Source organism: Sphingomonas sp. M1A8_2b, assembly GCF_053345535.1.
Genome location: NZ_JBKFAH010000004.1, coordinates 374,868 through 400,875 on the forward strand (window position 1 = coordinate 374,868; position 26,008 = coordinate 400,875).

Below are 26,008 nucleotides of genomic sequence, written 5' to 3' on the forward strand. Positions count from 1 at the left end.
GGCACCTTACTACCCCCGCGCACGCGTACGCACGCGAGGGAGAAGGGTTTCATCGTTAATTTGGGGCTTATTTGCAGGCGGTCTTGGTCTTGTTGCCGGCGAGCGAGCAATCATAGGTCACGGTCTTGCCGTTCGCGAGCTTGGCGCTGACCATGCGGCCTTTCTTGACCGTCGTCGTGCGCTTGGCGACCTTGGTGTTGCCCATCGGCGTGGTGGTCTTGGTCGTCGTGGTGTGCGTCGCGACGGTCTTCGGCTGGACGGTCTTGGTCTGCGCCTGCGTGGCGGCAACCGCTGCGCCGCCGGAGAGCAGCGCGCTACCGGCGAGGATCGCGAGGGGGAGGGACTTCTTCATGCGGGTATCCTCTCGTTTCGGCCTTGGTGGACGATGCGGATAGACTGCGCCGGGGGACCTGAACGGAGTGTGGCAACGAGGTGAAATCGGCGTCATGGATCGGGCGACGGAGGTCGGCGATCCTCCCCCGCCAGGGGGAGGTGGCGCCGAAGGCGACGGAGGGGGAGGACACGGAACAGAGGTTTCGCTGTCCTCCCCCTCCGACTGGCAAGCGCCAGCCACCTCCCCCTGGCGGGGGAGGATTGCAGGTTTCTAAGGCGTGACCTCTACGCCGTCCCACGCGAACAGCTTGCCGCTATCCGGCGCGCGCAGGCCGTCGATCACGTCGAGCAACTGCACCGCAGCCCGGTCGGCCTTGAACAGGTTGCCTGGCGTCACATTCCCCTGGAACGGCTTCGACAGCCCGGTATCGACCGTCCCCGGATGCAACCCCACCACGATCCCGCTCGAATTGCGGCGCTTGTCCTCGATCGAGATCGTCTTCACCAGCTGGTTCAGCGCCGCCTTCGACGCACGATACCCGTACCAGCCGCCGAGCTTGTTATCGCCGATGCTGCCAACCCGCGCCGACAGCACCGCGAACACGATCCGCCCCGCTTTTGGCATCGTCGGCAGGAAGTGCTTCGCCACCAGCGCCGGCCCGATCGCGTTGATCGCGAAGTTGCGCGCCATCCACACCGGATCGAGCTCGCGCATCGCCTTCTCGGGACCCTTGTCGCCGTCGTGCAGCAACCCCGTCGCGACGATCACCAGTGTCGGCGAGCCTACCCGCGAAGCCGCCGCCGCAATGCTCGCCTCGTCCTCCAGGTCGAGATGCCGATCACCACTCTCCGAACGCGCGAACCCGTAGACCTTGTCGAAAGCCCCTTCCTCGATCAGCGCCTCTTCCAGCGCCTTGCCGATGCCGCCCGAGACGCCGATGACGACCGCGCTGCTCACTTGCGGACGAACCGGAACTGCGCGTCGCTGCTGCCCGCCGCGTCATACGCATAGCCGTCGCTGTCGAACCCCTTGATCCCCTCGATGTCGTCGACACGGTGCTCGACCAGCCACCGCGCGACCATCCCGCGTGCCTTCTTTGCATGAAAGCTGACGAATTTCTGCGCCTCGCCCTCGCGGAAATCGATCGCGACGACGCGGATAGACTTCGGCAGCTTGCCGTCCGCCGCCGCCCAATATTCCTGGCTCGCGAGGTTGAGGATCGTCCCCGACCCCTCCGCCTCGACATCGTCCGCGAGCAGCTTGGCGATCCGGTCCCCCCACCAGTCGGTCAGCTTCGTCCTCCGCGGCGCCCAGCGCGTGCCCATCTCCAGCCGGTAGGGCCGCATCAGGTCGAGCGGCCGCAACAGCCCGTACAGCCCCGACAGCATCCGCATATGATCCTGCGCGTAATCCACCGACGCCTCGTCGAGTGTCTTAGCCTCCAGCCCGGTGTAAACGTCGCCCGCAAACGCGAACATCGCCGGCCGCTCGGGCAGGGTGTCGAAATCGCGGAACCGGTCAGCGTTGAGCTTCGCCAGCGCCGGCGAGATATGCATCAGCTCGGACAGCTTCTTCTGCGTCAGGTGCGCCGCGGCGTGCGCGAGCGTCGTCGCCTCTGCGGCGAACCGCGGCGCGGTCGGGTCGAGCTTGGGCAGCGCGCTCTCGTAATCGAGCGTCTTGGCGGGCGATAGGACAGCGATCATGTCCGCGATCTAGCGACCGCAATGGGCACGTTCAATCGACGTTCACGCGCAAAACCGCTTTGATGGGATCCAAGCCGCTTGCTTGAACGTATGCACGACGGACCATATAGCGTCGCCGCGCGCCACGAAGGTATTCGAGGTCGGCGCAGAGGGAGAGTTTCCGCATGAAGACCATTTCGAAGCTTGCACTGATTGCGGCGTTCGCCACCGGCACGAGCGGCCTCGCGCTGTCGAAGCCTGCGTTCGCCAAGGACAAGAAGGCCGACGCGGCGCCGGCGATGAAGCTGAGCCCCGAAGTGCAGAAGCCCGGCATTGCCGCGCAAACCGCGCTGGCCGCCAAGGATTTCGCCGGTGCGCAGACCGCGATCGACCAGATCGATGCCGCCGCCAAGACCGATTACGAGAAGTATATCGGTGCCGCGTTGCGCTATCAGCTCGAGAACGACAAGATCGTCGCAACGCAGGCCGCCAACCCGAACGCGCCGATCAACGAGACGACGCTCGCCAAGCCGCTCGATGCGCTGATCAACAATGCGGCCACCCCGGCGGCGGACCGCGGCAAATATGCGTATCGTCGCGGTGCGCTCGCGTTCAACGGCAAGCAGTATCCGATCGCGCTCCAGTATTTCGCGAAGGCGAAGGAACTCGGCTACACCAATCCGGACCTCGGGCTGCAGATCGTCAAGGCGAAGATGGAGAGCGGCGACGTGACCGGCGCGACCGCCGATCTCGACGCTGCCATCACGCAGATGACCGCGGCGGGCCAGAAGGCTCCCGAGGATTATTATCGGTATGCGATCGCCAAGTCCTACGCCGCCAAGCGTAACGCCGACACGATGGCGTGGCTGAAGAAGTGGGTCACCGCCTATCCGTCGGCCAAGAACTGGCGCGACACGCTGATCCTCGCGGGCATCCAGCAGAATGCGCTGATCACGCTCGACGAAGCGCAGAAGGTCGACATCTTCCGCCTGATGCGGGCGACCAATTCGCTCGCCGACCAGACCGACTATCTGCAATATGCGGACAGCGTGAACCGTCGCGGCCTGCCTAGCGAGGCGCAGGCGGTGATCAAGGAAGGCATGGCGCAGGGCAAGATCCCCGCCGGTAACGCGATGGCGAAGGGCCTGCTGGCCGACGCGACCAAGAACATCGCTGCCGATGGTCCGCTTACGGGTCTCGAAAAGCGCGCCGGTACCGCTGCGAACGGCAAGCTCGCCGCGGGTACGGCCGACGCGTATCTCGGGCAGAACAACTACGCCAAGTCTGCCGAGCTTTATAAGCTGGCGCTGACCAAGGGTGGTGTCGACGCCGACGACGTGAACCTGCATCTCGGCATTGCGCTCGCGAAGTCGGGCGACAAGGCTGGCGCTGCGGCTGCGTTCGCCGCGGTCAAGGCCTCGCCGAAGGCCGATGTCGCGGGTCTGTGGACGACCTGGCTGGCGGCTCCTGCCGCTTAAGCCGATCCGGTCGGATCTGGGGAAGCGGGGTGGTAGCGATGCCGCCCCGTTTTCGTTTCAGGTGCCGCGACCGGCTTTGGGGAGCGCGCCGAGAGTTGGTCAGTCGCCGACCACTACCGGGATACCCGAGAGCGCCTTGGCGGTGCGGATCGTCAGCGACGTCTTCACGCTCGCGACGTTGGGTGCGGGCGTCAGGTGGGTCGTCAGGATTTCCTGGAAGCTCTTCAGATCGGCGGCGACGATCTTCAGGATGAAGTCGATCTCGCCATTCAGCATGTGGCATTCGCGGATCTCGGGAATGTCGGCGATGTGATTCTCGAACGCCGCGAGGTCATGCTCGGCCTGGCTGCGTAGCGAGACCATCGCGAACACCGTGATCGGAAACCCGAGCCGGCTCGCATCGAGATCGGCGTGATAGCCACGGATCGCCCCCGCTTCTTCGAGCGCGCGGACGCGACGCAGGCAGGGCGGAGCGGTCAGCCCGACCTGGTCGGCCAGATCGACGTTTGTCATCCGTCCGTCCGCCTGCAACAGCGACAGGATCTGCCGATCGATCCGGTCAAAACTCATTTCACGCAACTCCCGAGCAACATCGCAAACCAATTGGTTCCTTCCCCATAGCGATAAGATTGTTGCGGCGAAACGCAATTGTCCCACATTGCGACGAACCCTTGAAGGCTGGCAAATGCGCAGTTTCTTCGAAGAGTCGCGCGCGTTAAGGAATCGGAACGGACGGCGTGCTAGGCCATCCGTTCCGGGAGATGATGTGCGGTTCGACGACAGCCTGAAGACGATCCTCTCTGCAGACATGGCCTCCGGATTTGGAGCGCAGTCGGCATGGCGGCAACTCGTCGATCTGATGGGCCGTGGTCGCATCGCGTGCGACGAGCCGTTGATCGCCCGGTTGCGGATGTTGCGTCCGGAAGTGCCGGTGACGGTGCGTGCCGCTAGCGCCCGCGCGCTGGCCTTTGCCGCGCCGGATGCGTTGCTGGTCGCGTTCTTCGCCGAAGACGCGCTCGCGATCGCCGCGCCGGTGTTGCGCACCGCCAAGCTCGCCTCCGATGATTGGCTGACGATCCTGCCGCGACTGACTCCCGCGGGTCGCTCCGTGCTGCGTCATCGTCGCGATCTCCCCGCTGCCGTCCAGCGCGGGTTGCAGAGCTTCGGTCCGGTCGATTTCATCCTGCCTCAGCCTGAAGTCTTGCAGGATGCGGTAGCGGACGAGGCACAGGCCGACGTGGCGCCCGAGCAGGCCGCTAACGACGACGCGGTGCCGACCGTCGCAGAGCGCGTCGTGGCCGAGCCGCCGCCACCTGTATCGCCGCTACCTATAACGACGCCGCCAGTATCGACGCCGCCAACGGCGCCGCTGAGCGAGACGCCGTTCCTCGCGCTCAGCGAGGTCGCGCGTGGGTTGCCGTTCATGGCCGAGGCGATGCGCCACGCCAAGCTCGCCGAGGACGCGCCGCCGCCGCCGATCGACCAGCCGTCTCCCAACGCGGATGTCGAACGGTTCGAGATTTCCGACCTCGTCGCGCGGATCGAGGCGTTCAACAAGGATCGTACGGTCGGTGCCGAAACGGCGGCGCCGGCCTCGGTCGAAGCGGAGACGTTCCGCTACGAAACCGATGCGCACGGCGTGATTCGGATGATCGAGGGTGTCGCGCGCTCGGCGCTGGTCGGCGTATCGCTCGGCTATGCGGCGCGGCAGGGCGAGGCGCAGCTCGACGGCGTTGCGGCCGGCGCGTTTCGGCGGCGATCGCGGTTCAGCGATGCGCGGCTCGAGGTCGGGGGATTGTCCGACGCATTCGGGTCGTGGCGTTTGTCCGGGGTGCCCGCGTTCGAGCATGCGTCGGGTCGCTTCATCGGCTTTCGCGGTACCGCACGCCGACCGCGTCGCGACGAGACCGCCGCGCCGGTCCGCATGTCGTCGCCGGTATCCGACTCGCTGCGTCAGTTGGTGCACGAATTGCGGACGCCGACCAACGCGATCGCCGGGTTCGCCGAATTGATCGAGACTCAGCTGCTGGGGCCGGTTTCGCCGACCTATCGCGACCGCGCGACCGCGATCCGGACGCAGGCAGGCGATCTGCTTTCGGCGATCGACGATCTCGATACCGCGGCGCGGATCGAAGGCCATGCACTCGATCTGCGGCCCAGCGTCGTACCGGTCCTGCCGCTGCTCGACCGTGTGGTGGCCGATCTCAAACCGCTCGCGGCGCTGCGCGGGACGAGCGTGGCGATCGTCGCACCGGCGGGCGACTGCGATATCCTCGGCGACGATCGCGCGGTCGAGCGATTGATCGGGCGGCTGATGGCGGCGCTGGTGTCGGCGGGGCGGCCGGACGAGCGGCTCTGCGTCGTCGTGCGACCGGTCGGCGAGACGGTCACCATCGCGTTCGACCGACCCGCCGCGCTGGCCGCGCATGCGACCGACGTCCTGCTGAGCATCGACGCCGAGCAGGAGAGCGATGGCGACGGGGCACCCTTGCTGGGCACGGGCTTCGCCCTGCGGCTCGCGCAGAATCTGGCCGTCGAGCTTGGCGGTGCGCTGACGATCGGCATGGAGAGCCTCACGTTGCAGCTCCCTGCGTCGGATACGCAGTCCGCCGCCGACCAGCCCGAGCGCGCGGTCGACGAGCACCGGTGATTTCGGACCGCGCGTATCGCCCCGCGGGGCCGACGACCGCGCAACGCATCGTCTGGCCGGACTCGTTCGGGACCCGTTTCACGGTCATGGTCGATGTCGAGGAAGAGTTCGACTGGGACGCGCCGCCCGACCCCCGCAACCGAGCGACCACCGCGATGGCGGCGTTCCCCGCCGCGCATCGCCGGTTCGCCGAGCGTGGCGTCGCCCTGACCTGCATGGTCGATCACCCGATCGCCACCGACCCGCGTGCGGTCGCGATCCTGGCACGTGTGCTTGAGGACGGTCGGTCCGAGATCGGGGCACAACTGCATTCGTGGGTCACGCCGCCGTTCGAGGACGGTGCCGGCGACACATCGAGCTTTGCCGGCAACCTTCCCGCTGCGGTCGAGGCGGCGAAACTTGAAACGCTGACGAGGGAGATCACTGCGGCGTTCGGGGTTCGACCGCGCGTCTATCGGGCGGGACGTTACGGTATCGGCCCGAACAGTTTCGACCTTCTGAGGCGACTGGGGTACGCGATCGATAGCTCGGTACGATCGGGATACGATTACCGCGGCAAGGGCGGCCCCGATTTTGGGCTGGCGGACGCGCAGGCGTATCGCGTGCAGGGGATCGTCGAACTGCCGCTGACGACGGTTTTCACGGGCTATGTACGGAAGGGCGGCGCGCGCCTGTATCGGGCGCTGAGCGGTATTCCGAAGGGCAGGGGGCTCTTCGCGCGGACCGGCCTGCTGTCGCGGATCGCGTTGACGCCGGAGGATATGCCGATCGAGGCCGCGCTCGAAGCCGTCGCGGTCGCGGCGGGCGAGGGCCTTCAGTTGTTCAACCTGTCGTTCCACTCGCCGTCGCTGGTGCCGGGTCATACGCCGTACGTGCGCGATGCGGCGGACCTCAAGCGTTTCCATGCATGGTGGACGACGATGCTCGATGCGCTCGATCGCCGCGGCATCCGCAATGCGTCGCTCGATGAAATCCTGAGGGCGTTGGCCTAGCCAAGCGCCAGCAGCAGCTTGTTCGACTTGGCGGGGGCGCAGGCGATGGTCCATTCCGCACACCGCATCTCCAACGCTCTCCCCCCCTGGAAGGGAGGGGCAGGGGGTGGGTCGGTTTCCGCATATTCGACCGCTTGAGGCTAAAGCTGGCCGACCCACCCCCAACCCCTCCCCTTCAGGGAAGGGAGGCCGCTTGGGATTTGGGCTTCGCTAGAGCTCTCAACCCGTCATCTTAGCTGCACGCCCCAAACCAGAAAGGGCGGCCCGTTGCCGGACCGCCCTTCTGATACGCAATACTGAAAGCGAAATTAGCGCTTCGAGAACTGGAAGCTACGACGGGCCTTCGCCTTGCCGTACTTCTTGCGCTCGACGACGCGGCTGTCGCGGGTCAGGAAGCCTGCTGCCTTGACCGAGGCGCGCAGCACCGGCTCGAAGCGGGTCAGTGCCTGGCTGATGCCGTGCTTGACCGCGCCGGCCTGGCCCGAAAGGCCACCGCCCTTGACGGTGCAGACGACGTCGTACTGACCTTCGCGCTCGGTGATCCCGAACACCTGGTTGATGACGAGACGCAGCGTCGGACGTGCGAAATACACTTCCTGGTCACGACCGTTGATCGTGATCTTGCCGGTGCCGGGCTTGACCCAGACGCGCGCGACGGCGTCCTTGCGACGGCCGGTCGCGTAGGCGCGGCCCTGCTTGTCGAGGATCTGCTCGCGCAGCGGCATCGGCTCGCGGACGGGCTCGTTCGAGACCGGCGCTGCGATATCGCCTTCGCTGGTCGGCAGAGCCTGCTCGGCGGGGGCAGCCGGCGCGGGCTGGTTGGTCAGGCTCGCGAGATCGGCGAGCGACTGGCGGTTGTCGGACATTATGCGCCCACCTTGTTCTTGCGGTTCATGCTGCCGATGTCGAGCACGGCAGGGTTCTGTGCCTCGTGCGGATGCTCGGTGCCCTTGAAGATACGCAGGTTGCGCATCTGCTCACGACCCAGCGGGCCGCGGGGGATCATGCGCTCGACAGCCTTTTCGAGAACGCGCTCCGGGAAGCGGCCGTCGAGGACCTTGGCGGCAGTGATGCCCTTGATGCCGCCGGCATAACCGGTGTGCTTGTAATAGATCTTCTTCGCGGCCTTGTTGCCGGTGAAGCGAATCTTGTCGGCGTTGATCACGACGACGTTGTCACCGCAATCGACATGCGGGGTGAACGACACCTTGTGCTTGCCGCGCAGGACGTTGGCGATGATCGATGCGGCACGGCCGACGACGAGACCTTCCGCGTCGACGATATGCCACTGCTTCTCCACCTCAGCCGGCTTCGCCGACTTGGTGGTCTTCATGAGCGCCTTCATGGGCGTTAGACCTTCCAGATTGAATGCAAGCGCACCAAGGGGAGGCCCCGCAGCGCGAATGCCGGCCTAATGCTGAAAGGGGGGCTTCAAGTCAAGCTTTCCGCCGGTTTCCTGACGGGTATTATTATACCCGTTGCTTGATGCGGGGTGCGCTGCCGACTGCGTGCGCGGCGAACATCGCGGCGATCAGGAGGAGCGCGGCGTTGCCCTGGTGCGCGACAGCGACGTCGATCTGCACGCCGGTCATCAGCGTCGCGATGCCGAGCATGATCTGCAGCGTGACCAGTCCGACGACGAAGAAGCCAGCGCTACTGCCGGTCTTGGTCGCCTTGATCGCCAGCCAGATGAGGCCGGCGGCGGCGGCGAAGGCGAACCAGCGGTGGATGAACTGGACGACGATCGGGTTGTCGACGGCGTTGCTCCAGGCGGGATTGACCATCGGTACGTCGGCGGGGAACAGCCCGTCGCCCATCAGCGGCCAGCTTGCGAAGGCATACCCCGCGTCGAGCCCGGCGGTGAACGCGCCGTAGACGAGTTGGACGAACAGCAGCGCCAGCGCGAGGATCGCGACGGGTGCGAGGCGGGCAGGGGCAGCGAGCGGATTGCGGTGCAGCGCCATCAGGTCGAGCGCGGTCCACACGATCCCGGCGAGAATCGTCAGTGCGGTCAGCAGGTGGACGGCGAGTCGGATGTGGCTGACGTCGGTGCGGACGGACAAGCCCGAGGCGACCATCCACCAGCCGATCGCGCCCTGGAACGCGCCGAGCGCCAGCAGCGCCGACAGCCGCCAGCCATAGCCGACTGGGATACGCTTGCGCACCGCGAACCAGATCAGCGGCACCGCGAACACGAGACCGATCACGCGGCCCCACAGCCGGTGGAGGTATTCCCAGAAGAAGATCGCCTTGAACCCGCCGACCGTCATGTCGGCGTTGAACGCGGCGTATTCGGGGATGCGCTTGTAGGCGTCGAACTCGGCCTGCCACTGCGCATCGTTGAGCGGCGGGATGATCCCGCTGATCGGCTTCCACTGCGTGATCGACAGCCCCGACTCGGTCAGCCGCGTGATCCCGCCGATGACGACCATCGCGACGATCAGGCCGGCGACCGTGAACAACCACAGGGCGACGGAACGAGGACGGGCTTTGGTGAGAAAGGCGGCGCTGGGTTGAAGCATGGCGATGAGATAGTCCTTTGCGCAGCCCGGCGCCATTCCTTCATGGTGTGCCATTGCTTCATGTTGCCGGGCCGGCGGAGGCGGGGGAGTAAACCTCTCCGCCCGTCATCCTGACGAAAGTCAGGATCCAGAGTAACGCATGCCGCCGTTTGAGGCTCTGGATCCTGACTTTCGTCAGGATGACGGAGGGAATGGGAGATGGCGCAGTCGCCGCCGAGTTGATCGAGAGGCGTGGCTTCCCCGAGATACCGGACCAAGATCCAGCCTGAGAAACGCGAAATTTACCCGCAAGAAAAGCGCGATGTAATGTTGTATCCTTTCAACAGGGCGTCTATATCCGGCAGACGATGACGCCCTCGGCCACGCATACCCACCGCTTCGCCGGTCTCGATCGCTATGCGATCGGGTTGTCCGGCCTATGCATGGTGCATTGCCTGGCCACCTCGGTACTGGTCGCGCTCATGTCGACCGCTGGCGGGTTCCTGCTCGATCCGATCTTCCACGAAGTCGGCCTGACGATCGCGATCGGCCTCGGTGCATTGGCGCTCGGACGCGGCGTCTTGAACCACGGCTATATGATGCCCGCAGCAATGGGCGCGCTTGGGCTCGGCATCATGGCAGGCGCGATGACACTGCCGCACGACAGCGGCGGCGGCGAGACGTTGTGGACGATCGTCGGCGTCGGGCTGCTCGCATTCGGCCACGATCTCAACCGTCGCGCCGAAAGCTGAGCGGGTTGCTGGAACCGTTCCGGCATCCTACTTCACCCAGCATGGCGCACGCTCACACCCACACCGAACCGCAGGGCGCCGATCTCACCGTCGCAGCACAATTGACACTCGAAAAGGCCGGCGAGCAGTGGACCACGATGCGCGCCAGCGTGTTCGCCGCGTTGGCCAGCTTCGAAAAGCCGGCCTCCGCCTACGATATCGCCGAAGCCGTCTCGAAAGCCGAAGGCCGCCGCGTCGCCGCGAACAGCGTGTACCGCATCCTCGACCTGTTCGTCGGCGCCAACCTCGCGCGGCGAGTCGAAAGTGCCAACGCCTACGTCGCCAACGCACACCCGGATTGCCTGCACGACTGCATCTTCCTGGTCTGCGACTCGTGTGGCCAGACCACGCATCTCGACAACGACACCATCACCAAGGGTGTGCGGAACGCGGCGGAGGCGGCAGGCTTCTCCCCGGTGAGGCCGGTCATCGAAGTCCGCGGTCGCTGCGCGGAGTGCGAGGCGAAGTAGCCTGTCCGCTCAATCCTCCCCCGCCAGGGGGAGGTGGCTGGCGCTAGCCAGACGGAGGGGGAGGGAAGGGCAACCTCTGTTCCGTGTCCTCCCACTCCGTCGCCTACGCCCCCCCCCGGCGGGGGAGGATCAGGTTCTACCCCAAATCCTTCCCCATCCGGATCATCGGCACCGGCACCTCGCCCGGCGTCTCGATCCGCTCGATCGGCAGATACCCGCAAGCGCGGTACAGTGGTTCCCCCGCCAGCGTCGCCATCATCTCCGCCCGCGCAAACCCCGCCTCGCGCGCAGCCGTCTCGCAAACCGACAACACCAACCGCCCTACACCCCGCCGCGTAAATTCCGGGTCGGTATACATCGCCCGGATCCGCGCCGCGTCGCGCGCCGGGTCCAGCAACGCTGCATCACGCAATGCCGTACTGTGATCGCCACCATAGAGCGTCGCCCGCCGGCTCCACCCGCCACACCCGGCTAGTCGCCCGTCCGTCTCGACCAGCAGATACGTCCCGTCCGCGATCAGCTGCGTATCGAGCCCCATCACCGCACGGCTAGCCTCGACCTGCGCGGGCGTCAGGAAGTCCCCCTGCAACGCGCCGATCGCACGCGCCATCAGCGCCGAGATCGCCGGGATATCCGCCTCGACGGCAACACGGTACGTAAAGGTCATATTTGTGCACTTCCCGAGCGATTCCAGCGCGAATGCTACGTCAAGACGCGGTAACAATCGACACGATACGCGTGCTGCATTAAGCCCGTCCGATGGCCGACCTTCCTGCGACACCGCTGCTCGACACCGTTTCGACACCCGACGACCTCCGCAAGCTGCGTCCGGACCAGCTCCGCCAACTCGCCGACGAACTGCGGACCGAAACGATTTCCGCGGTCGGCACCACCGGCGGGCATCTCGGCTCGGGCCTCGGCGTGGTCGAGCTGACCACCGCGATCCACTATGTCTTCGATACCCCGCGCGACCGCCTGGTGTGGGACGTTGGTCACCAGTGCTATCCGCACAAGATCCTGACCGGCCGGCGCGATCGGATCCGGACGCTCCGCCAAGGCGGCGGTCTCAGCGGCTTCACCAAGCGCAGCGAGAGCGAATACGACCCGTTCGGCGCAGCGCATTCGTCGACCTCGATCTCGGCGGCGTTGGGCTTCGCGGTCGCCAACAAGATCGCCGGCACGCCAGGCAAGGGCATCGCCGTCATCGGCGACGGCGCGATGTCCGCGGGCATGGCGTACGAGGCGATGAACAACGCCGCGCAGGCGGGCAATCGCCTGGTCGTGATCCTCAACGACAACGATATGTCGATCGCGCCGCCGGTTGGTGGTCTGTCGGCCTATCTGAGCCGCATCGTGTCGAGTCGCGAGTTCCTCGGCTTCCGCGATCTGGCCCGGAAACTCGCCAAGCGGCTGCCGCGACCGATCGCAAGCGGGATGCGCAAGACCGACGAGTTCGCGCGCGGCATGACGATGGGCGGCACGCTGTTCGAGGAACTCGGCTTCTATTATGTCGGCCCGATCGACGGCCATAATCTGGACCATCTGATCCCGGTGCTCGAAAATGTGCGCGATGCCGAGGAGGGCCCGATCCTCGTCCATGTCGTCACCAAGAAGGGCAAGGGCTATGCCCCCGCCGAGGCCGCCGCGGACAAATATCACGGCGTCCAGAAGTTCGACGTGGTCTCGGGCGTCCAGACCAAGGCGCCCCCGGGGCCGCCGCAATACCAGAACGTGTTCGGTGCGCAGCTCGTCGCCGAGGCCGCCAAGGACCCGCGGATCTGCGCGATCACCGCGGCGATGCCGTCGGGCACCGGGCTCGACGCGTTCGCGAAAGCCTATCCCGACCGGTTCTTCGATGTCGGCATCGCGGAACAGCACGGCGTCACCTTCGCGGCCGGGCTCGCCGCGCAGGGAATGCGCCCGTTCTGCGCGATCTACTCGACGTTCCTCCAGCGCGCCTACGATCAGGTCGTGCACGACGTCGCGATCCAGAACCTGCCGGTCCGCTTCGCGATCGACCGCGCAGGGCTGGTCGGTGCGGACGGCGCGACTCATGCCGGGTCGTTCGACGTCACCTATCTGGCGACGCTGCCGAACTTCGTCGTGATGGCGGCGGCGGACGAGGCCGAGCTCGTCCACATGACGCATACCGCGGCGCAGTACGACACCGGCCCGATCGCGGTTCGCTATCCGCGCGGCAACGGCACCGGCGTCGCGCTGCCCGAGATCCCGCAGCTGCTGGAGATCGGCAAGGGCCGCGTCGTGCGCGAGGGTAAGACGGTCGCGATCCTGTCGCTCGGCACGCGTCTGGAGGAGGCGCTCAAGGCCGCCGAGATCCTCGAAGCTAAGGGGCTGTCGACCACGGTCGCCGATCTCCGCTTCGCCAAGCCGCTCGACGTCGACCTGATCCGCAAGCTGCTCACCACGCACGAGGTCGCGGTGACGATCGAGGAGAATTCGGTCGGCGGCTTTGGCGCGCATGTCCTGACGATGGCCTCGGACGAGGGGCTGATCGATGGCGGGCTCAAGCTCCGCACGCTGCGGTTGCCGGACGTGTATCAGGATCAGGACAAGCCCGAAGTCCAATATGCCGAGGCCGGGCTCGACGCTACGGCTTTGGTCGACACGGTCCTCAAGGCGCTCCGCCACAATTCGCGCGGGGTTGCCGAAGCGCGCGCATGACCGGGCCGACCAAGGGCCTCGTGATCATCGCACTCGCGGTGATCGTGATGGTGTCGTTGAACATCGCGATGTGGCGGCGGATGCGCGGCGGGCTCGCGGCGGCGAAGGCCGAGCAGGCGGCGAATCCCGAACTGTTCGATGAGAACGGTTCGCGGATTTCGTGAGCGGCCAACCCCAACACACCACCCCGGCGAAGGCCGGGGCCCAGTTGGAGAGGTCGCAGTAACGGGGGATGGCGCTCAATTAGCAACGTCCCCCAACTGGGCGCGGGCCTCCGCCGGTGTGGTGTATCGTTTGGGGGGCGTCACCCTCCCAGATAAGTCACCCTCCCAGATAATGCGTCTGCGCTGCATCGGTCGCGCTCACCGCCAGGATCGAGCGCGCCGTGCTGGGCGGCAGAGCCTGCCCCCGGCCATCACCACTCGCCGCGATCACTCGCTCCAGCAGGTCCTGCCCCTCGCGCCACCAGCCGATCCCGCTTGCCGCGTTGAGATGCCCTTGCGGCCCCGCGTCGACGAAGTGGCTGCCCCAGTCCGCCGCCATGCTATGTGCGCGCTGCGGCGTGACCCACGGGTCGTCGCTGCTCGCCACCACGATCGACGGAAAGGGCAGCGGCGTCCGCGGTGTGGGGGAGAAGCCTTTCAGTTCCGCCTGTGCACCGCCCCGATCGACATCCGCCGGTGCCACCAGCAACGCGCCCGCCACCGGCCAGCCATAGGGCTGCGGGCTGAGTTCGGCCCACCACGCCACCGCGAGGCAACCAAGGCTGTGCGCGGCGAGGATGACCGGCGCATCGGCGCGCCGGATCGCTTCGTCGAGCCGCGTCACCCAGGCGTTGCGATGGGGCGTGTTCCACATGCCGAGTTCGACGCGCACCGTGTCGGGCCGCGCATCTTCCCACAGCGTCTGCCAATGCGAAGGCCCCGAACCACCGAGACCCGGCACGGTCAGGATGGTCGGCTGGACGGACTCATACGGTGCGAAACTACCCACGGCGTTTCTCCTTCTCCAAAACCCCGTTCAGCGGGGTGGAGAGCGTAGCCGAACGACGCTCTAGGGGACGCCGTCCGGCTTCGCTCCCCGACGTTGAAGCTAATCCTACTTATCTAATGGGCAATGGGATTGCGGCGAAAGGAAGGCAGCTTGCGGCGGCCGGATTGCGGCGCGATAGGCGGGGTATGGGAAAGTTGCGCGCGGACCAGATGCTGGTCGACAGAGGGCTGGTCGAGTCGCGGACGCGGGCGCAGGCGCTGATCATGGCGGGCCTCGTATTCGCTGGTACGAAGAAGGTCGACAAGCCGGGGCAGACGCTTGCCGATGACGTCGTGCTCGACGTGCGCGGGCGCGACCATCCCTGGGTGTCGCGCGGCGGGATCAAGCTTGCGCATGGCCTCGCGCATTTTGGCTGGACTGTGACCGGCGCGGTGGCGATCGACGTCGGCTCGTCGACCGGCGGCTTCACCGACGTGCTGCTCAAGCATGGCGCGGCGAAGGTGTACGCGGTCGATAGCGGCACAAACCAATTAGCGTGGTCGCTGCGTCAGGACGACCGCGTCATCGTCCACGAACAGACGAGTGCGCGCATCCTGACGCCCGTGCATATCCCGGAAGCCATCGATCTGATCGTGTGCGATGCGAGCTTCATCGGCTTGGCCAAGGTGCTGGAACGGCCGATGTCTTTCGCCAAGTCCGACGCGCGGCTGATGGCGCTGGTGAAGCCGCAGTTCGAGGCGGGGCGCGAGGAGGTGGGGAAGGGCGGCGTCGTCCGTGACCCTGCGATCCACCAGCGGGTGTGCGACGAGGTTGCGGCGTGGCTGACCGGGCAGGGGTGGCACGTCGAGGGGGTGGTCGAGAGCCCGATCACTGGCCCCGAAGGCAATGTCGAGTTCCTGATCGCTGCTTTGCAGATCGACGGAACGACGGTGGAACACACCGGCGCAGAAGTGCGGGGCGATACCAGATCATTGCCGTCATCCTGACGAAAGTCAGGACCCGGAGCCACAAAGGGCACGCCTGGTACCCTGGGTCCTGACTTTCGTCAGGATGACGGAGGGAGGCGGTGTCTGATCCAGGTACGCGATGGCCCACCGTGCCGGAATGAACCACTAGCGGAACGATTCCTTCGCACATACGGTTTACGGATCGCCAAAGGCGCGGCAGGACGTGCCCGCGTAGAGACGGAAGGACGTGTGTGGGCGGTATCGCTTCGAAGGGCCAGTTGAGGATGTCGTTCCTCCGCTGGGCGGTCGTGACCGTGCCCCTGATCCTGCTGCTCGGCTTCGCGTCGGGTCAGTCCGTATCGGTCGGCAGCGACAATGCGTGGTACACCGCGCTCGCCAAGCCCGCACTGAATCCGCCGGGCTGGGTTTTCCCGGTCGTCTGGACCACGCTCTACGTCATGATGGGCTTGGCGATCGCGCTGATCCTGAACGCACGCGGTGCACGGCAGCGCGCGCTGGCGGTGGGTTTGTTCGTCGCGCAGTTCGTCTTCAACCTCGCCTGGACGCCGATGTTCTTCGGCGCGCACAAGATCGGTTTGTCGGTGCTCGTGATCGTTGCGATGCTGGTCCTGTCGATCGCCGCGACCTTCGTGTTCGCGCGGATTCGGCCGGCTGCGGCGTGGCTGATGGTGCCGTATATGGTGTGGATCAGCTTTGCCGGTGTGCTCGCCTTCAGTATCGGGCAGTTGAACCCCGGCGCCGACACCCTTGCGCCGGTCAGCCATACGTCCCAAATGCTGTGACGAAATAGTCTTCCGGGAATTGAAGCAATGCAGTCCGAAAACCGCGTATTCGACGATATCGTCAAGGTCCTGAACGGTGCTGCGGGTACGCTGGCCGGTGTCGGCCGCGAAGCCGGTTCAGGCGCGCGCGAGCGGGCACGCGAATGGCTTGGCGGGCTCGACTTCGTCAGCCGTGAAGAGTTCGACGCGGTCAAGGCAATGGCTGCCGCGGCACGCGACGAAAACGACGTGTTGAAGGCACGGCTCGATGCCATCGAGGCGAAAACGGCCGCGCAGACTGCAGTCCATGCGCCGGCCGGGGTATCGGTCGACTGACTTTTCCACAGTTTTCCGCGGAAACGTGTTCGATAGGGTTGCCGAAGCATTTTTGCCTCGGCACCCTTTGTTGTGCGATAAGGACCGCCAGGACCCTATGATGCTCGACCAAGTAGATCACGACCACGAAGACGCCGCCCCGATCGACATGCTCGAAAGCTATTACGCTGCGCATGGCTGGGAGCATGAGCGTCATGACGATGAGATCGTCGCGACCGTCAAGGGCAGCTGGACGACCTACGAGCTGCGCGCGCTCTGGCGCGAAGACGACAGCGTGCTGCAATTCCTTGCGTTTCCGGACATCAAGGTGCCCGACGAGCGACGGCTGGCTGTGTACGAGACGATCGGGCTGGTCAACGAACAGCTCTGGATCGGCCATTTCGAACTCTGGTCGACGAGCGGCATCCTGTTGTTCCGACACGCGGCGATGGTCGATGGCGGCGACGACGGGACGATGTCGCTGGACGCGGCCGAACTGCTGGTCGAATCGGCGATCGAGGAGTGTGAGCGCTTTTACCCCGTATTCCAGTTCGTCCTCTGGGGCGGCAAGAGTCCCAAGGACGCGATCGCCGCGGCGCTGATCGAAACCCACGGCGAGGCTTGATGACGGGCATTGCGAGCAAGGGCTTTCCGGCAGGCCCGTTGTGGCTGATCGGTTGCGGCAACATGGGCGGTGCGATGCTGCGGCGGTGGATCGCGGCCGGGCTCGATCCTGCGACCGTGACCGTGATCACGCGAAGCGGGCAGGGGGCACCCGAGGGCGTCCGATCGATGACCGCGCTACCCGACGAGGATGCACCAGTGACGCTCATGCTGGCGCTCAAGCCGCAGCAGATCGATGCGGCGCAGGCGTTGCTCGCGCCGTTGCGCAGCGTGCCGAAGCTGTTGCTGTCGATCCTCGCCGGGGTCGACCATGCGGCATTGGCTCGGCGCTTCGAGGCGGAGACGATCGTCCGCGCGATGCCCAACCTGCCGGTGGCGATCGGAAAGGGCGTGACGTCGCTGTATGCGCGCGATGCCCCCGACGAGGCCGTTGCCGCGGCGGAAGCCTTTGCAGCGCCGCTTGGGCATTATGAGTGGATCGCCGACGAGGCGCATTTCGATGCGGTGACGGCGCTGGCGGGGTGTGGTCCGGGGTTCGTGTTCCGCTTTGCCGACGCGCTGGCGAAGGCCGGTGCCGCACTCGGACTGCCCGCCGATCAGGCCGCACGGCTCGCGATCGCGACGCTGGAGGGCTCGGCGATCATGGCGGCCGATTCGGACGTATCTCCCGCGGTGCTGGCCGATCGCGTGGCCAGTCCTGGCGGCTCGACTCGGGAAGGGCTGAACGTGCTCGACCGCGACGATGCGCTGGTGACGTTGCTCGTTGAGACGCTGGAAGCCTCCGAACGCCGCAATCGCGAAATGGCCGCCGCCGCGCGTTAAGGGCGGGATGCCGTTCGTCAGGATGACGGGGTTGGTCGGATCGTCGCGAGAAACACCGCCGCTCGCGATTGGCCTTGCGACTAACCGCGCAGGCCGAACACCTGCGAGCGGTCGCTTTCCGGCACCAGACCTTCGAGCACCGCCCAGAATCCGGATACGGCGCTCTGGCCGGCGCTGGCATAGGCGGCGGCCATCTGGACGCGCGCGGCCTCGAACAGTTCGCGCTCCAGCGTCGCGCCCTCTGCCGTCAAGCGCAGCAACCGCTGGCGTCGATCGCGCTCGCCGGGGCGCGTCTCGACCAGCTTGCGTTCGGCGAGCTCGTTCAGTACCCGGCCGAGCGATTGCTTGGTGATCGCCAGCAGCGACAGCAATTCGCTGACCGTCAGATCGGGTTTGCGCGCGATGAAGTACAACGCTCGGTGGTGCGCACGGCCGAGTCCCTGTTCCGCCAGGCCCGCGTCGATCGACCGCGTCAGGTGGCTATACCCGAAGTATAGCAGCTCCATGCCGCGGCGGAGTTCGGGTTCTCGAAGGAACAGGGGTGAGGCGGAGGACGCTGTGGCAGGCATGTTGACCGGTTTAGCCATCGCCCGTAGTCGTCGGCAACCCGCCACGAGAGAGATTTTCGATGTCCGCTCCAGCAATTACGTCGCCCTCCGCGTTTCGGCACGAACCGAACGCGACTCCGGTCGAGGCGAACGAGCGCGCCAAGCGGCTGATCGATCCGGGTTTCGGGCGTGTGTTCACCGATCACATGGCGATGATCCGCTATAGCGAAACCGAAGGCTGGCACGATGCGCGGATCACCGCGCGCGCGCCGCTGACGATCGATCCGGCGTCGTCGGTGCTGCATTATGCGCAGGAAATCTTCGAGGGGATGAAGGCGTACCGACTCGCCGATGGCGGCACCGCGTTGTTCCGCCCCGAGGCGAATGCGCGCCGGTTCCAGGATTCGGCACGACGCATGGCGATGCCCGAACTGCCCGAAGCGCTGTTCCTCGAATCGGTCGAGCGGCTGGTCAAGACCGATGCGAACTGGATCCCGGAAAGCGATGGCGGCGCGCTCTACCTGCGCCCGTTCATGTTCGCGTCCGAGGTGTTCCTCGGCGTGAAGCCCTCGGCGGAATATCTTTACATGGTGCTAGCCTCGTCGGTCGGCGCCTATTTCAAGGGTGGCGCGCCCACCGTGTCGATCTGGGTCAGCCAGCAATACACGCGCGCTGCACAGGGCGGCACCGGCGCGGCCAAGTGCGGCGGCAACTACGCCGCCAGCCTGCTCGCGCAGTCCGAGGCGATCCGCAACGGTTGCGACCAGGTGGTCTTCCTCGATGCGGCTGAGCGGCGCTGGGTCGAGGAACTGGGGGGGATGAACATTTTCTTCGTGTTCGACGATGGCAGCATGGCGACGCCGGCGCTGACCGGTACGATCCTGCCGGGCATCACGCGCGATTCGATCATCACGCTGGCGCGAGCCCAGGGCGTCGAGGTCCGCGAGGAAGGCTATACGATCGACCAGTGGCGGGCTGACGCCGCGAGCGGTCGCCTGGTCGAGGCATTCGCCTGCGGCACCGCGGCGGTCGTGACTCCGATCGGTACCGTAGCGAGTCCCGAGGGCCGCTTCACGATCGGCGACGGTGCTCCCGGTGCGCTGACGATGCGGATGCGCGACGCGCTCGTCTCGATCCAGCGCGGCACGGCGCCTGACGCCAATGGCTGGCTGCACCATCTCGCCGATTGAGGCGCGGAAGGGCTTTTCACATCCGGCGGCCCCGCTATAAGGCCGCCTCTGTTGGGGCGTCGCCAAGTGGTAAGGCAGCGGCTTTTGATGCCGCCATGCGCAGGTTCGAACCCTGCCGCCCCAGCCAAGTCATTGGTAATCTCAGCCAATGATCTACTAAGTATCTGACAAAGCTGGATGACCATGATGGCCGGCTCGTTGGCACATGCACGATTGTGCATCTCATTGTGCCAATGCGCTGGCCGGGAAGGCCTCCGGTTTGGATTCTCTGGAGCATGTCTATCGGCGTGGGCACATTTTTTGGTGGCGCCGAATTCATCGTTTGTTCGACAATGGTGCCCTAGATGTGCGCCTATCGCTGCGGACTACGAACAGGAACGCGGCACGCAATATGGGAGCGGCGCTCACGTCGGTGACGCCGAGGGTGCTGGAGATGCTCGAGCAAGAAGCTAGGCGTAAGACCGATATAACCGAGCGTGAGCTTCAGGCGATCGCGAAAGCCATGTATGAAGAGCGGCTCGGCGAAATCTGCACTCTGCAGCGATCAACTCCATATAACGCCGAAAGCCATTCGGTCGCCAATCTGGCCTTCATCGACTATTTCCGCATCTGTGGCCTGGCAATCGCCTATGGAACGGCTGACAAGGGTCAGATGTGGAAGCCGGCACCGATCAATTTGGATGTCCGTCATCCCGTTGTCGTGTCTCGTAACCTGCCTTTCCGGATCGTCTTCAGGCCTGATCATAGGAGAGAGGGTTTTCAGGGTCCGGCGAACGGCCGGTTTAGGCGTAGCCGGACATTCGCAGTCGCGGTGCCGAACGGCAAAAATGTCCCAATTTTCGCCATTCCCGCGGCGCGGCAGGTCGGTCGCGAACCGATGAATGAATGTCGGAAGTTGGGAACGCGGAAAAGCGCCGGGAACGGCGACTTATGGGTCGTTTTACGGGGGGCGAGCATACAGCCGCAGGGCATTAGCAGAGGGCTGCGTTCGAATGCCACGTTTCATTGACACTGTCCCCGTCGTGTAAGAATACCGGGCTAGGCGGCTCAGCATGGCTTTTGGAGCATGTGTTGAGCTGGCTGCGTGACATCGACCGCTGGTTTCTCGCCGAGGTGCTGCCGCATGCGGCGGCCTATCGCGCGAAGGCGGCGTATCTGTGCGGCCGCGACAATGCCGAGGATCTGGTCCAGGATGCCTATGCGCGGGTCCTGAAGACGCCGGATTACCGCGCGATCGTCACGCCGCGCGGCTTCGTCTTGACGATCGTGCACAATCTTGCCCTCGAACGATTGCGACGGGCGAACGTGGTGCGGATCGACGCGTTTGCCTCGCTCGATCTGCTGGGAGTCGCGGACCCGGCGCCCGACGCCTTTGCAATCGCGTCGGGACGATCCGAGTTGCAACGCCTGCTCGACCTGATCGACGCGCTGCCCGCGCAATGCTCGCGTGTCCTGCGCATGCGGAAGGTCGAGGGGATGCCGCCGGGCGCCATCGCCGAAGCGCTTTGCATATCGGTCTCGACCGTGGAAAAGCATATCGCTAAGGGGCTGGCGCTCATCACGAGAGCCCGGCGCGATAGCGAAGCGCAGGCGGAGGAAGCGTGCCAGGCCGTTCCGACATTCCGCAGCGTCATGCCGACCTGACCGACGAGGCTGCCGGCTGGCTGGCCGCGCTCGACGCGGGATCGGCGGATGTCGCGGCGTTCGAGGCGTGGCGCGACGCCGATATTCGCCATGCCGTAGCCTTTGCAGAGGTCGCCAGTATGTGGCGGGATCTTGACGCACTGCGCGGCACACGGAGCGAGACGAGGGCTTCGCCTGAAACGCAGCCCGTGCCGAAAACCGTCGCGCGGCCGAACCGGCGCCAGCTCCTGCGTGCTGCCGGCTCGATCGTGGCCGTTGCCGCGGTCGGTGGGGGAATCGCCTACCGCGCTGCGGCGCGCGATATGGCGGAGACGCGGGTCGGTCAGCGGATGGCGGTCGCGGTGACGCCCGGTATATCGCTCGACCTGAATACCGATAGCCGCGTCTACTGGCGCAACGGAACGCCTGCACGGCTCTGGCTCGATCGCGGCGAGATCGCGCTGCGGCTGGCGGCCGACCAGCGCCTGCAGTTGATGACGCCGGGGGGGCAGTTCCAGCTCGATCCCGGCGCGTACAACGTCCGGCTGCGCGGCGCGGGGTGCGAACTGGCGGTACTGGCGGGCGGCATTGCCGATGGATCGACGCTGCGCATCGGTGCGGGCGAGGTCGCGCTCGTCACGGCGGGGCAGGTCAGTGTCCAGCCGCGCGACGATCTCGGCGGGGTCACCGCGTGGCAGCACGACACGCTGGTGCTCAACGGCGAAAGCCTCGACTATGCGGTCGCCGAAATGAACCGGTATCTGCCGAACAAGATCGTGGTCGGCGATCCCGCGCTGTCGCGGCTCCGTGTGGGCGGCAGCTTCGCGACCACCCGGCCCGCGGAATTCCTGCGCGCGCTGCGCAGCTCGTTCGGCATCCGCGCGACCGCAGGCTCGGCCGGAGGGATAGTCCTGACCCGCGCGTAGCATTTATTTTCGCGGTCGATGGCGGTTTGTCCGCGCTCATCCATCCCTGCTCCGACACACGGTGCGATGCGGGGATTTCATGTTCAAGTTTTTGACGACGACGGCCATCGTGGCGGTGGCGGCGATTCCCGTTGCCGCCGGTGCGCAGGCGCAGGCGGCAAGCGTCGCGTTCGACATCAAGGCCTCCGACACCGCGACCGCGCTCAACGCGTTCGCCCGGCAGGCGGGTGTGCATGTCAGCTTTCCCTACGATGCCGTCGCCAATCGTCGTTCGGCGGCGTTGCGCGGTCGGTTCACGCGCGGCGAGGCGCTCCGCCGTCTGATCGCGGGGCAGGGGCTGATGATCGCCGAGGAAACCCCCTCGATGATATCGCTGAAGGTCACTCCGGCCGAACCGCCGCAGGACTCCACCGACACCGCGGCCACCAGCCCCGTGGGACAGGATATCGTCGTACTGGGCCAGGGCCAGTCCCGCCAGGTCCAGACGGTCTCCGCCAAGGCGATGGCGAAGCTGACCGGCGGATCGTCGCCGTTGCGCTCGCTCGGTCGACTGCCCGGCGTGAACTTCGACTCCTCCGACGCGCACGGCACGTACGAGGCGGCGACGCAGCTCTCGATCCGCGGCTTCCTCACCGACCAGATGGGCTTCACGCTCGACGGCGTGCCGCTCGGCAATATGCAGTACCGCAACAACAACGGCCTTTCGATCAACCGTGCGCTGCTCAGCGAGAACAACGGCGCCGCGACGCTCTCGCAGGGCAGCGGCGCGCTTGGCACGGCCTCGACCAGCAACATCGGCGGCACCGTAGATTTCACCTCGATCGATCCCACCGACAAACTCGGCATTGATCTGGAACAAAGCTACGGCAGCGCCAATTCGTGGCGCTCGTTTGCTCGCGTCAACAGCGGCGAGCTGCCGTGGGGCGGCCGGCTGGCGGTGTCCTACGCGCATGACCGGCAAGGCAAATGGCGTGGCTGGGGCAAGCAGGTGCAGGACCAGATCAACGCGAAATACGTCCAGCCGTTGGGCGACGCGGTCAAGTCGACCACGTTCCTCAACCTGATCGATCGGCGCGAGGACGATTACAACGACGTCTCGCTCGCCCGCCTCAAGACCTATGGCTACAGGTTCGACAACATCCGCGATTTCGCGCTGGCCGAGCAACTCGCCACGATCGTCCAGAACGGCGGCACCCCGCCGGCACCGTTCGCCGCCGCCGACGACACGATCTACCAGGGCGGTGGCGTACGGCGCGATCTGCTGGCGTACGAGAAGCTCGATTATACGCTGGGGTCGCGGCTGTCGGGGTTCACCACCGGCTACATCCATCTCGACAAGGGAATCGGCACCTATGCGAGCCCGTACGACGCGACGCCCGCGGCGTTTGGCGGCTCGCCCGTCTCGGTGTCCGCGCTCCGCTACGCGATCAACCGGAAAGGGGTGATCTCGCGGCTCAAGTTCGCCGCCGGCGATCACAAGATCGAGGGGGGCATCTGGTACGAACGCAATGCCTTCGATCAGGGTTCGTATCTCTACGGCCTGCAAAAGGGCGTCGCGCCGAGCGAGTTCCAGAAATTCTACACCAACCCGTTCAAGACGAATTTCTACAACGAATACGTCACGAACACCGTCCAGCTCGATATCAGCGACACGTGGCAGGCGACCGACGCGCTGCGGCTGAACGCGGGCGTCAAGGGCGTGGTGTCGACCAACCGCGCGCACAGCGTCGTCAGCACGAAGCCGATCGACGGCTCGATCCAGGCGAAGAATTGGTTCCTGCCGACCGTCGGCGCGCTGTATACGCTGGACGGCAACAACGAAGTGTTCGCGGATTATACGCGCAACATGGCGGCGTTCGTCGCGTCCACCTCCAGCGGCCCGTTCTCGAGCAGTTCGCAGGCCGGGTTCGATTTCATCCGCAGCGACCTGAAGCCCGAGATGACCAACACGTTCGAGGCCGGCTACCGCTTCCACGATCGTGATCTTCAGCTCTCGCTGACCGGCTATTACGTGAAGTTCTCCAACCGCCTGCTCGCCTCGTCGATCAGCGCGACCATCGTCGGCAACCAGAACGTGCTCCAGAACGTCGGCGGAGTCTCGTCGAGGGGCGCCGAAGCGGCCGCCAACTGGAAGTTCGCGCGCGGCTGGTCGCTCTACGGCAGCTATGCGTATAACGACGCGACCTATGACGACGATGTCCAGCCGCTCGGCGGCGCGCTCGTCGCCACCAAGGGCAAGCAGGTCGTGGCGTCGCCCAGGAACGTCGGCACTGCCGAGCTCAACTACGACGACGGCACGATCTGGGGCGGGGTCAACGCGCATTACCGCAGCGCCCGCTATTACAGCTATCTCAACGACACGAAGCTGCCCGGCGCGGTCAACGTCAACCTGTCGGCAGGCTATCGGTTCAGCCGCATGTTCGACGTCCAGTTCAACCTGACGAACGTGTTCGACAAGAAATACATCGCCTCGACCGGGACCGCCGGTTTCGTCACGTCCGATCCGAACGGCACGTACACGACGCTGCAAACCGCCGCACCGCGCCAGGTGTTCGGCACCGTTCGCGTCCACTTTTGAGCGTCGCCGCGTATCGGGAATGCCCCCTCATCCTCCTGTCGACAGGTGCCCCATGGAACGCCGCAATCTCCTGAAGCTCGCCCTTGGCGCGCCGCTCGTCCCCCTGGCAGCCCGCGCCGCGGCGACCGAGCCGGTAGGCGGCGGCGACAGCTTCAGCTTCGCGTTCGTGGGCGATTGCCACATCCGGCCGGAACTGGGCGCGGATCGCGCCTGCGCGCAGTGCTTCGAACAGATTTCCGCGTCGCCCGTCGATTTCGTGATCCAGGGCGGCGACCATGTCGAGGACGCGCTCGAAACGGGGCGGGACCGCGCGACACTGCTGATGGATCTCTATCAGCGCACCGAACGCGCGCATCTGCGCAAGCCGATCCACCACGTCATCGGCAACCACGATTGCCTGGGCGTCTTCCCCAAGAGCGGTATCGATCCGTCCGCGCCCGATTACGGCAAGCAATTCTACATCGATCGGTTCGGGCCGCGCTATTACGCCTTCGATCACAAGGGCGTGCATTTCGTCGTGCTGGACTCGATCGGCCTGACCGCCGACCGCAATTACGAAGGCCGCGTCGACGCCGCCCAACTGGCATGGTTGCGCGCCGATCTCGCCGCGCAACCCAAAGGCACGCGGATGATCGTGGTGACGCACATCCCGCTCGTCACCGCGATGCGCTGCTACGAACCCGAATCCTGGCTCGACACCCCGCATAACTGGACGTTCGTCGTCAACGGCCGGGAGGTGCTGCGCATCCTGCGCGACTCTGACGTGCTGGCCGTGCTCCAGGCGCATAGCCACGTCTATGAGCGGATCGAGCTCAATGGGATATCCTTCATCACGACCGGTGCCGTCGCCGGCGCCGACTGGCACGGCTCGTTCCTCGGCACGCCGGAGGGCTATACCGACATCACGATTGCCGGCCGCAAGGTGGAGAGCCGGTACAGGACCTATGGCTTCACCAGTGTCGATCGACAGGATGTCCTGATCTGAGCGCAACTTGCGAGAGCTACACGGGCTTTCTCAATTTTTACCTCGCCGTTCGGGACCCTCGCTTGGAGTCCCTTCGCGGCGCGCGATCGCGGCGA

28 protein-coding genes and 1 tRNA gene are annotated in these 26,008 nt (G+C 65.7%); 19 read left to right on the plus strand and 10 right to left on the minus strand.

Annotated elements, in window-relative coordinates; genetic code table 11:
• Positions 1-67 precede the first annotated feature (67 nt).
• From ACLBWL_RS16920 to yaaA, 3 genes are all read right to left on the minus strand, one after another.
• A complete protein-coding gene (locus ACLBWL_RS16920) occupies positions 68-352 on the minus strand; it encodes a hypothetical protein (RefSeq protein WP_192974505.1) in 285 nt (94 codons plus the stop codon).
• 252 nt (positions 353-604) lie between these two features.
• Positions 605-1,291, minus strand: coding sequence for an SDR family NAD(P)-dependent oxidoreductase (locus tag ACLBWL_RS16925; RefSeq protein ID WP_447794969.1), 687 nt, complete (start codon positions 1,289-1,291; stop codon positions 605-607).
• Positions 1,288-2,037, minus strand: coding sequence for a peroxide stress protein YaaA (gene yaaA / locus ACLBWL_RS16930; protein WP_447794971.1), 750 nt, complete (start codon positions 2,035-2,037; stop codon positions 1,288-1,290). The genes ACLBWL_RS16925 and yaaA overlap by 4 nt, the downstream gene beginning before the upstream one ends.
• A gap of 164 nt (positions 2,038-2,201) precedes the next feature.
• Here yaaA and ACLBWL_RS16935 point away from each other — a divergent pair, with 164 nt between their 5' ends.
• Positions 2,202-3,494: a hypothetical protein gene (locus tag ACLBWL_RS16935; protein ID WP_447794973.1), complete on the plus strand. Its 1,293-nt coding sequence runs from the start codon at positions 2,202-2,204 to the stop codon at positions 3,492-3,494.
• Between the two features lie 99 nt (positions 3,495-3,593).
• On the opposite strand, the gene ACLBWL_RS16940 is transcribed toward ACLBWL_RS16935, so the two are convergent.
• Complete coding sequence (locus ACLBWL_RS16940) at positions 3,594-4,064, minus strand: Lrp/AsnC family transcriptional regulator (RefSeq protein ID WP_056047776.1); 471 nt, start codon at positions 4,062-4,064, stop codon at positions 3,594-3,596.
• 196 nt (positions 4,065-4,260) lie between these two features.
• Here ACLBWL_RS16940 and ACLBWL_RS16945 point away from each other — a divergent pair, with 196 nt between their 5' ends.
• Together ACLBWL_RS16945 and ACLBWL_RS16950 are read left to right on the plus strand one after the other, a co-directional pair.
• Complete coding sequence (locus ACLBWL_RS16945) at positions 4,261-6,144, plus strand: sensor histidine kinase (protein ID WP_447794975.1); 1,884 nt, start codon at positions 4,261-4,263, stop codon at positions 6,142-6,144.
• A complete protein-coding gene (locus ACLBWL_RS16950; RefSeq protein ID WP_447794977.1) occupies positions 6,141-7,136 on the plus strand; it encodes a polysaccharide deacetylase family protein in 996 nt (331 codons plus the stop codon). The genes ACLBWL_RS16945 and ACLBWL_RS16950 overlap by 4 nt, the downstream gene beginning before the upstream one ends.
• A 308-nt stretch (positions 7,137-7,444) precedes the next feature.
• On the opposite strand, the gene rpsI is transcribed toward ACLBWL_RS16950, so the two are convergent.
• The 3 genes from rpsI to ACLBWL_RS16965 form a co-directional block, all read right to left on the minus strand.
• On the minus strand, positions 7,445-8,002 hold the full coding sequence (gene rpsI, locus ACLBWL_RS16955; RefSeq protein ID WP_082441435.1) for a 30S ribosomal protein S9: 558 nt from the start codon (positions 8,000-8,002) through the stop codon (positions 7,445-7,447).
• A complete protein-coding gene (rplM, locus tag ACLBWL_RS16960) occupies positions 8,002-8,481 on the minus strand; it encodes a 50S ribosomal protein L13 (RefSeq protein WP_060524218.1) in 480 nt (159 codons plus the stop codon). Before rplM ends, rpsI begins: the two co-directional genes overlap by 1 nt.
• Positions 8,482-8,605: 124 nt before the next feature.
• Positions 8,606-9,658, minus strand: a complete 1,053-nt coding sequence (locus tag ACLBWL_RS16965) for a COX15/CtaA family protein (protein ID WP_447794980.1) — start codon at positions 9,656-9,658, stop codon at positions 8,606-8,608.
• Positions 9,659-10,005: 347 nt separating this feature from the next.
• Between ACLBWL_RS16965 and ACLBWL_RS16970 the strand changes: the two genes are divergently transcribed.
• Both ACLBWL_RS16970 and ACLBWL_RS16975 read left to right on the plus strand, forming a co-directional pair.
• A complete protein-coding gene (locus ACLBWL_RS16970) occupies positions 10,006-10,389 on the plus strand; it encodes a MerC domain-containing protein (RefSeq protein WP_056047781.1) in 384 nt (127 codons plus the stop codon).
• Between the two features lie 41 nt (positions 10,390-10,430).
• Entirely contained in the window at positions 10,431-10,898 is a 468-nt protein-coding gene (locus tag ACLBWL_RS16975) for a Fur family transcriptional regulator (RefSeq protein ID WP_447794982.1), read from the plus strand.
• Positions 10,899-11,034: 136 nt separating this feature from the next.
• On the opposite strand, the gene ACLBWL_RS16980 is transcribed toward ACLBWL_RS16975, so the two are convergent.
• A complete protein-coding gene (locus ACLBWL_RS16980) occupies positions 11,035-11,565 on the minus strand; it encodes a GNAT family N-acetyltransferase (RefSeq protein ID WP_447794984.1) in 531 nt (176 codons plus the stop codon).
• Positions 11,566-11,657: 92 nt separating this feature from the next.
• Between ACLBWL_RS16980 and dxs the strand changes: the two genes are divergently transcribed.
• The gene (dxs, locus tag ACLBWL_RS16985) at positions 11,658-13,580 is read left to right on the plus strand and encodes a 1-deoxy-D-xylulose-5-phosphate synthase (RefSeq protein ID WP_447794986.1); all 1,923 of its coding nucleotides are present in this window, start codon (positions 11,658-11,660) and stop codon (positions 13,578-13,580) included.
• Complete coding sequence (locus tag ACLBWL_RS16990) at positions 13,577-13,744, plus strand: hypothetical protein (protein WP_181321076.1); 168 nt, start codon at positions 13,577-13,579, stop codon at positions 13,742-13,744. Before dxs ends, ACLBWL_RS16990 begins: the two co-directional genes overlap by 4 nt.
• Positions 13,745-13,901: 157 nt before the next feature.
• On the opposite strand, the gene ACLBWL_RS16995 is transcribed toward ACLBWL_RS16990, so the two are convergent.
• Positions 13,902-14,573: an RBBP9/YdeN family alpha/beta hydrolase gene (locus ACLBWL_RS16995; protein ID WP_447794988.1), complete on the minus strand. Its 672-nt coding sequence runs from the start codon at positions 14,571-14,573 to the stop codon at positions 13,902-13,904.
• Between the two features lie 185 nt (positions 14,574-14,758).
• On the opposite strand from ACLBWL_RS16995, the gene ACLBWL_RS17000 reads away from it, so the two are divergent.
• The 5 genes from ACLBWL_RS17000 (at position 14,759) to proC (ending at position 18,063) form a co-directional block, all read left to right on the plus strand.
• The gene (locus ACLBWL_RS17000; protein ID WP_447794990.1) at positions 14,759-15,559 is read left to right on the plus strand and encodes a TlyA family RNA methyltransferase; all 801 of its coding nucleotides are present in this window, start codon (positions 14,759-14,761) and stop codon (positions 15,557-15,559) included.
• A gap of 245 nt (positions 15,560-15,804) precedes the next feature.
• On the plus strand, positions 15,805-16,323 hold the full coding sequence (locus ACLBWL_RS17005) for a TspO/MBR family protein (protein ID WP_447795060.1): 519 nt from the start codon (positions 15,805-15,807) through the stop codon (positions 16,321-16,323).
• 27 nt (positions 16,324-16,350) lie between these two features.
• Positions 16,351-16,638 (plus strand): accessory factor UbiK family protein, encoded by a 288-nt coding sequence (locus ACLBWL_RS17010; RefSeq protein WP_447794992.1) that lies wholly within the window; start codon positions 16,351-16,353, stop codon positions 16,636-16,638.
• Positions 16,639-16,735: 97 nt separating this feature from the next.
• The gene (locus ACLBWL_RS17015; protein ID WP_447794994.1) at positions 16,736-17,242 is read left to right on the plus strand and encodes a YbjN domain-containing protein; all 507 of its coding nucleotides are present in this window, start codon (positions 16,736-16,738) and stop codon (positions 17,240-17,242) included.
• On the plus strand, positions 17,242-18,063 hold the full coding sequence (gene proC, locus ACLBWL_RS17020; RefSeq protein WP_447794995.1) for a pyrroline-5-carboxylate reductase: 822 nt from the start codon (positions 17,242-17,244) through the stop codon (positions 18,061-18,063). The genes ACLBWL_RS17015 and proC overlap by 1 nt, the downstream gene beginning before the upstream one ends.
• Before the next feature lie 80 nt (positions 18,064-18,143).
• On the opposite strand, the gene ACLBWL_RS17025 is transcribed toward proC, so the two are convergent.
• On the minus strand, positions 18,144-18,632 hold the full coding sequence (locus ACLBWL_RS17025; protein ID WP_447794997.1) for a MarR family transcriptional regulator: 489 nt from the start codon (positions 18,630-18,632) through the stop codon (positions 18,144-18,146).
• Positions 18,633-18,691: 59 nt separating this feature from the next.
• On the opposite strand from ACLBWL_RS17025, the gene ACLBWL_RS17030 reads away from it, so the two are divergent.
• The 7 genes from ACLBWL_RS17030 to ACLBWL_RS17060 all read left to right on the plus strand — a co-directional run bounded on the left by ACLBWL_RS17030 (position 18,692) and on the right by ACLBWL_RS17060 (position 25,913).
• Positions 18,692-19,801 (plus strand): branched-chain amino acid aminotransferase, encoded by a 1,110-nt coding sequence (locus ACLBWL_RS17030; protein ID WP_447794998.1) that lies wholly within the window; start codon positions 18,692-18,694, stop codon positions 19,799-19,801.
• Between the two features lie 52 nt (positions 19,802-19,853).
• Positions 19,854-19,928, plus strand: a tRNA-Gln gene (locus ACLBWL_RS17035).
• A gap of 78 nt (positions 19,929-20,006) precedes the next feature.
• Complete coding sequence (locus tag ACLBWL_RS17040) at positions 20,007-20,810, plus strand: hypothetical protein (RefSeq protein ID WP_447795000.1); 804 nt, start codon at positions 20,007-20,009, stop codon at positions 20,808-20,810.
• 62 nt (positions 20,811-20,872) lie between these two features.
• On the plus strand, positions 20,873-21,445 hold the full coding sequence (locus tag ACLBWL_RS17045; protein WP_447795001.1) for an RNA polymerase sigma factor: 573 nt from the start codon (positions 20,873-20,875) through the stop codon (positions 21,443-21,445).
• Positions 21,403-22,350, plus strand: coding sequence for a FecR family protein (locus tag ACLBWL_RS17050; RefSeq protein ID WP_447795003.1), 948 nt, complete (start codon positions 21,403-21,405; stop codon positions 22,348-22,350). The genes ACLBWL_RS17045 and ACLBWL_RS17050 overlap by 43 nt, the downstream gene beginning before the upstream one ends.
• Before the next feature lie 79 nt (positions 22,351-22,429).
• A complete protein-coding gene (locus ACLBWL_RS17055) occupies positions 22,430-24,928 on the plus strand; it encodes a TonB-dependent receptor (protein ID WP_447795005.1) in 2,499 nt (832 codons plus the stop codon).
• Positions 24,929-24,980: 52 nt separating this feature from the next.
• Positions 24,981-25,913 (plus strand): metallophosphoesterase family protein, encoded by a 933-nt coding sequence (locus tag ACLBWL_RS17060; protein WP_447795007.1) that lies wholly within the window; start codon positions 24,981-24,983, stop codon positions 25,911-25,913.
• The last annotated feature ends 95 nt before the right edge of the window (positions 25,914-26,008 follow it).